The 6465-nt window shown below is 41.1% G+C and carries 5 protein-coding genes, 3 tRNA genes and 1 CRISPR repeat array; of the genes, 7 read left to right on the forward strand and 1 reads right to left on the reverse strand.

Annotated elements, in window-relative coordinates:
• Positions 1 to 9 precede the first annotated feature (9 nt).
• Positions 10 to 435: direct repeats of the CRISPR family, unit length 35 nt; unit sequence GTTTGAGAGTAGTGTAAAACTAGATTGGTCTCAAC.
• A gap of 751 nt (positions 436 to 1186) precedes the next feature.
• From E7204_RS01355 to E7204_RS01370, 4 genes are all read left to right on the forward strand, one after another.
• Positions 1187 to 1262: transfer RNA gene (locus E7204_RS01355), tRNA-Asp, on the forward strand.
• A 21-nt stretch (positions 1263 to 1283) separates the two neighbouring features.
• A tRNA-Phe gene (locus tag E7204_RS01360) sits at positions 1284 to 1359 on the forward strand.
• A 17-nt stretch (positions 1360 to 1376) separates the two neighbouring features.
• A tRNA-Leu gene (locus E7204_RS01365) sits at positions 1377 to 1462 on the forward strand.
• A 195-nt stretch (positions 1463 to 1657) separates the two neighbouring features.
• Complete coding sequence (locus tag E7204_RS01370; RefSeq protein ID WP_295180852.1) at positions 1658 to 2056, forward strand: hypothetical protein; 399 nt, start codon at positions 1658 to 1660, stop codon at positions 2054 to 2056.
• Between the two features lie 311 nt (positions 2057 to 2367).
• On the opposite strand, the gene E7204_RS01375 is transcribed toward E7204_RS01370, so the two are convergent.
• Positions 2368 to 2700, reverse strand: a complete 333-nt coding sequence (locus E7204_RS01375) for a hypothetical protein (protein ID WP_295180854.1) — start codon at positions 2698 to 2700, stop codon at positions 2368 to 2370.
• 373 nt (positions 2701 to 3073) lie between these two features.
• Between E7204_RS01375 and E7204_RS01380 the strand changes: the two genes are divergently transcribed.
• From E7204_RS01380 to E7204_RS01390, 3 genes are all read left to right on the forward strand, one after another.
• Positions 3074 to 3700, forward strand: a complete 627-nt coding sequence (locus tag E7204_RS01380; protein WP_295180856.1) for a trimeric intracellular cation channel family protein — start codon at positions 3074 to 3076, stop codon at positions 3698 to 3700.
• A gap of 280 nt (positions 3701 to 3980) precedes the next feature.
• Positions 3981 to 5741: a DUF4127 family protein gene (locus tag E7204_RS01385; protein WP_295180858.1), complete on the forward strand. Its 1761-nt coding sequence runs from the start codon at positions 3981 to 3983 to the stop codon at positions 5739 to 5741.
• A 200-nt stretch (positions 5742 to 5941) separates the two neighbouring features.
• On the forward strand, positions 5942 to 6465 hold a 524-nt coding region (locus tag E7204_RS01390), incomplete at its 3' end, for an acyltransferase (protein ID WP_295180860.1).

The raw sequence follows: 6465 nt of genomic DNA on the forward strand, positions 1-6465 counted from the left end.
ACTTTATGTGTTTGAGAGTAGTGTAAAACTAGATTGGTCTCAACTGGAAACAAAAATCAAAACAAGGATTTGACGTTTGAGAGTAGTGTAAAACTAGATTGGTCTCAACGCCATGTAAATAGATCTTAAGTCAATTGGTAGTTTGAGAGTAGTGTAAAACTAGATTGGTCTCAACTGGTTTAAACGTTATTTTGTGGACTATGACGTTTGAGAGTAGTGTAAAACTAGATTGGTCTCAACTGGTTTAAACGTTATTTTGTGGACTATGACGTTTGAGAGTAGTGTAAAACTAGTTTGGTCTCAACTTTCACCGCAACGTATTACATTGCAAAATCGTTTGAGAGTCGTGTAAAACTAGTTTGGTCTCAACCTCAAAGAAAAAGATGTAGGTTGACTCGAAGTTTGAGAGTCGTGTAAAACTAGTTCGGTCTAAACAAATGTAAACAACATAAGTCACAGTTTTTTTCGAGTAGTATAATAGTGATGAGTCTTCATGATTAGCTATTAAGTCGATTGAAGGTGGATGAATTTAATTGCATTAACATGACTATTCTTTTATACTAATACTAGATGGAGAGGGTAGTATTATTTTGACGATGAGTATTCTAAAGCATTGATAGTGGCTTCTATATTTAACATTTAGAGATTATAATGATTTTGAGTTAAGAGCTTCGGTATAGACTTGCTATTCTTCGTTTAAAGTTTTTAGATGTTAAATGGCATAATTAGAATAAAAGTAGCGTTAGCTATTAGTTTGAGAGTAGTGTAAAACTAGTTTGGTTTACTACTCATTTGTCAATAAATAGCATGAAATATCCTCTCTCTTTTTATACTGATTTAATCAAAATTGTACATTCATATATCATCAGTTTTGTACATATGAGAGGAGCATTTATAAACTTTATTTCGCTTTTTTGTAAAAAAGCTGGGGTTAATAGTTGTATATATTAATATGTTATTTGATGCTGTAAAGCATATAAGTCTAGTTGTGTCGTTTGAGAGTAGTGTAGAACTAGAGTGGTCTAATTATTGTATAGGGATAAGTGTGCTTTATTCGCACTTATCCCTATACAATATCTCATTTTCTAATATTCCTCACAAAAAAATGTAAAAAAATTCATTTTCCCTCTTGCGCATAAAATAAATCCGTGTTATTATATTTAAGTACCTGAAACAACGGTATTGCGGCCCCGTGGTGTAGCGGTTAACATGTCGCCCTGTCACGGCGAAGATCGTCAGTTCAAATCTGATCGGGGTCGCCATTTTTTTTGCCTCAAATATTTGCCTCGGTAGCTCAGTCGGTAGAGCAAAGGACTGAAAATCCTTGTGTCGACAGTTCGATTCTGTCCTGAGGCACCATTTAATAACAATTTCATGCGGTTGTGGTGGAATGGCAGACACGCCATCTTGAGGGGGTGGTGAGCTTACGCTCGTATGGGTTCAAGTCCCATCAACCGCACCATATAAGCTAATAAGCGCCTTGCGAGATTCTCGCAGGGCGCTCTTTTTATATTCGTTTTGATTGTTGGTGTTGATGTAGTATGCGTATAGAACAGTATCAATAGATTAGTTTATGAAAATTATATTGCTCTTATCTCGATGTTCACGATAAAATAAAGAAAAATAATTAATATGTTTTTAGGGGGAGCATACTATTATGAACGTGAATGAGGGGAAAGTTTGCACAATTAAAACTGATTATGAAGAAATTCAAAAAAGAATAGAAAATTATAGAAAAGAAAGCGGATATGAGGGGCCTACACTCTATAAAATAATTACACTTCCTGCAGGATTTTCGGATATAGCAAGCTTGGTATATCGATTTTGTGAGGGCGGAACCGGTGAATTTGATTTTCATGGAGATGGCGATTATGAGTGCTATATTATTGACGATAGTATAAATGTACCAAGTCAATATTATGAAGTTGTTAGTGGTGAAACTTGGCTTTGGCTATATGATGATATTGGCAAGGTTATCAGCGTAAGAGCCCCATATATTTCTATTTATCTAGCTGATGGTTATGATTTCCTTATTCGGCTATCTAAAAATAAATAAAAGTACTATCATTGATATTTTTACAATTAATTTCCTAAAAATAAACAATAGGCTACAACGATAAGGGGCCTTCCCATCGCTGCAGCCTATTGCGTAATACCTGATACCAACCGGGATGATTATATGGATTAGTTAGTTGTAGGCTCAGGTATTTTGCCAAGCATAGATTATGACTTCATCCTTGGCTACTTTAAGTATAGAATTATCACACTTACTTGAAAAGATATGAGCAAAATAATGAGTAACTAATAAATTTAATAGAAAAATAACATCACTGTGAAAACGAAGAAAAAAGGTTTGATGCAATTAGCCTATTTCTTGTCTTTCTCTTGTGATTGTTCATCCTTAGCTGGCTCAACATTAATAATTACATTTTGATTCTGCCAGCGTCGTACTACATCATTAACGTACGAATCACGCAATTCATTAGCTTCTTCCGGTGTCATGATAATTTTTTTGCGCGGAATGATAATCTCGCGATCCGGTGGCACATCCTCGCTGTAAGAATAGCCATCGTCAGGATCCCGCTGGTTGATGGTAGCGCTGCCGTCGGGATGGCGAATTACTTGCGTTTGCAAGTCGGCGAATACTGTTGACGAGCCTATCAATAATAAACCGGTAAGGGTGACAAATATTTTTTTCATAGTGCTTACCTCCCTAATAATAAGCAGAATAATGCAATCAGCTATTGGTTATCCTTAAATCCATTAGGCCTTCGAAATTCATTCGGAGGTCTTTTTATTTGCAAAAACTTATTTGCTTCTAATTGGAAAAGTAAATTGATAAGTAAATAAAAAAATTAATTGAAAACTTAATTCTATTATACAGTATTCATGCCTAAAAAGGGCAATTAAAGTATTTAAATATTATGCCTGAAATATTTGACGGATTTTACACGATACTATCCGTATATAGGGGACTTTAAACACCGTATTGTGCTATAATGAGATGATATATTTATTGAGACATAGAGAGGTCATTATTTCATTTTGTACATTACATTAAGGAGTAAACATCTTGGAATTATTATGGCTTATATTTGACATGGTGGGCACCATTGCCTTTGCGGTTTCCGGCACATTAGTGGGTATCGGACGGCGCATGGATATCTTTGGCATGCTCGTCTTGGCCTTGGCGACAGCCATCGGCGGCGGTATAATGCGTGATTTGATCGTTGGTAATATTCCGCCGAATTCGCTACGGACGGCCGTTTATGTGGGAACTGTTATTGCCGTAACATTTATTATGTTCCTTATTTACCGTTCGCGCAGCGATCACTATATCGGGACTCGGTGGGTTCGCCGTATGTATTTAGCGGCGGATACATTGGGGCTCGCATCTTTTACGGTTACCGGCGCCGGTATCGGCATGTACAATTACCCGGATATGCCGGTCTTGAGTGTTATCTTAGGTTTGTTGACGGCCGTAGGTGGCGGCGTTATTCGCGACATCTTGGCGCAGCGCGTACCATCGGTACTGCGTGAAGAAGTGTACGCTTTGCCGGCGATTATCGGCGGTATCGTGTATTGTGCGTTTTACTACGGAGGCATGTGGCAAATGGCCTCATATAGTGCCTTTATCATCGTAGTTGTGATTCGCACCTTGGCCATTCGTTATAGCTGGAGTTTACCGCGCATTAAATAAGTAGAGCAGGCTGGGCATTAAATGATTGGAGTTTACCTCGGATTAAATAAGTAGAGCAGTCCGTGTATTCCTCTTATATTAGTCAAGTTCGATATGTTTTAATATAATAAAATATGATATAATACTAGAGATTACAAGATTTTTGACAAAAATCTCGAAGAAAAAGATGTAGGCCGAGCAAAAGCTATTCAATGTGAATCCACATCAATGTGAGTCGGCAAAGAAATTTAAGTGTTGTTTGTATAAAATATAATGAGAGACAGAAGAAGGAGTGAGTGTATTGAAAAAACGATTTTCCTGGCTGGCAGGGGCTTTAGCGGCTGCTGTTTTATGGGGAACATCGCAGGTAGATGCGGCTACCATTTTATTTGTACCGCAAGATAACCGTCCCGTTAGCTTATCTTATACTGTTGATACGGCGGAAGGGGCCGGTTATACGGTAATTACGCCACCGGATTATTTGATTTCCGGCAAAAACTATCATGGTGAAGCGGATAAGATTTGGCAGTGGGTTGATGAAAACGCCGGCCGCGCTGATGTGATGGTGCTCAGCACGGACACCTTGGTATATGGTGGTTTGGTTGACTCCCGTAAACACAACTTATCCTTGAATACGTTGTTGAATCGCACGAAACAAATCGGAACTTTGCATGACAAGTTCCCGAATGTACCGATTTATGCGTTCGGTACCGTAATGCGTTCGCCACGTGCCAGTGGGGGCGGGGTAGAGCCATCCTATTATGACGAATACGGCCCGACGATTTTCCAAATTGCTGCTTTGCAGGACAAAATGGATGCCGGTAATTTGACCCAAGAAGAACAGTCTTCCTTGGTACAACTGACTGCTACGGTGCCGGTTGAATACTTACAAGACTGGTTTAACCGCCGTCAGAAGAATATGACGGTTAACCGTGCGCTTATTGATGAAACCCGTAAAGGAGTTTTCAAATATTTCGCCTTAGGTCATGACGATACGAGTACTTTATCGCAGTCGGCTTTGGAAAGTCGTTATTTGAAGTTATACAGCAAAGGTCTTAACATTGACCGTTACGGCAGCTTCCCAGGCGCCGATCAGCTCGGCTTGTTGCTCATTGCTCGTGCTCATGTAGACCGCAATAATTTAAAACCGTCCTTTGAAGTAATTTATCCGTTGGGCGGCGCCGGTGAAACGGTACCTCATTACGAAGATCAGACCGTTGCGAAGACGATTGCGGAACATGTGGAAGCCGTAGGTGGCACCTTAGCCACTAAAGGTAAACCGGACATTTTATTGGCCGTAAATACGCCGCTTGGCAAAGTGACCGGCGAATCGGAAGCGTTTGAAAATTTCCCGATGATTTCTGCCAGCACGAATGCCTTTTTAGACAAAATCCAGACCGCCATTGAGCAGAATGTACCGGTAAGTATTGCCGATATTTCTTATTCCAACGGTGCTGACAATACCTTCGTATATGGACTCTTCAAACGCGATTTGCTTTACAAAGTAGATGCCTATAATGGCTGGAACACCGCAAGTAACACCGTAGGTTATGCTATTGCTCAAGGCATTTTAGGTAAAGCCATGCCGACCCAGGCTCATCGCGATATGTTGACGCAACAATACTTGGATAACTGGGCTTACCAGGCGAATATCCGCAAAGATATTTATCGCATGCAGGACTCCATTCGCACCGACAATGTACGCTACACCGGTACTTTGAATGAAAAATTGGAAAGCTACATGGGCGAACGGGTTCAGGATTTTGCCGAAAAATATTTGAAGATTGATCCGCGTACTGTTTCTGCACGCTTCCCATGGGGACGTTTATTCGAAACAGATATTACGGTTTACGATCAGCCGATAGCACCGCTCCAGAAAGAATTACGCTTACAGCGTGAAGCGGAAGCCAAGGCCAAAGCGGAAGCGGAAGCAAGAGCTAAGGCCGAAGCAGAAGCTAAAGCGGCAGCAGCCGCTGCGGCCGGTGGTGCGGCACCTGCAGCCACTACGGCAGCACCTGCTACGGGCGGTATGTCCACGCAAATTCCGGTAACGCAGGAATAAGCGATTTGCTGAATCAAGTTGCAACAAAATTGCTGCTGATTCATTAGTAGCAATGAGTAAACGGCTGCGATTCAGCCGTCAGCAATAAGTAAATTGCAGCCAATACCGGTAATACGCAATTTACCAAAAGAAGTAACAGATATATACGGGACGGAGGGCTTAGTCCTTCGTCCCGTTTGTGTTAGAGAGGAGATACTGTATTGAAACAGGCCTTTTTACCGGAAATAACTTATATGCGCGGCCTCTGTATGCTCGGCGTTATCGGCATACACGTAGGCTCTTTTGCTCTCGCCAATCCGCAAGCCAACGTGCAGTTAATCGGTTTGCTCGAGATTTTATCGCGCTTTACCGTGCCGGCATTTTTCTTTTTGTCAGCCTTCGGTTTGTTTTACCACACGTCAAGCTTCGACGAGTTTTCTTATAAGGACTTTTTGTGGCGCCGTTCGCGCGTTGTCCTGTTCCCCTATATTGCTTGGTCTATTTTATATATTGCGTATGCCGGGGCGACGGTGGGCAACTTCAGTGGCTTAACGCCGCGGTATTTATTGCCGGCACTGTTTTTTGGCAACGGCTACTACCATTTGTATTTCATGGTTATTTTGCTCTGGTTTTACCTTATGATGCCCCTCTGGCGGGCCATGGTGCGCGGTATTTTGAAAAAGCCTATTCTGTGGCTGTCGCTCATCTTCGTCGTGCAAGTGGCGTTCAACTTTTGGTCGTCCTA

The sequence above is a fragment of the Veillonella sp. genome (assembly GCF_015058545.1).
Taxonomy (GTDB): domain Bacteria; phylum Bacillota; class Negativicutes; order Veillonellales; family Veillonellaceae; genus Veillonella_A.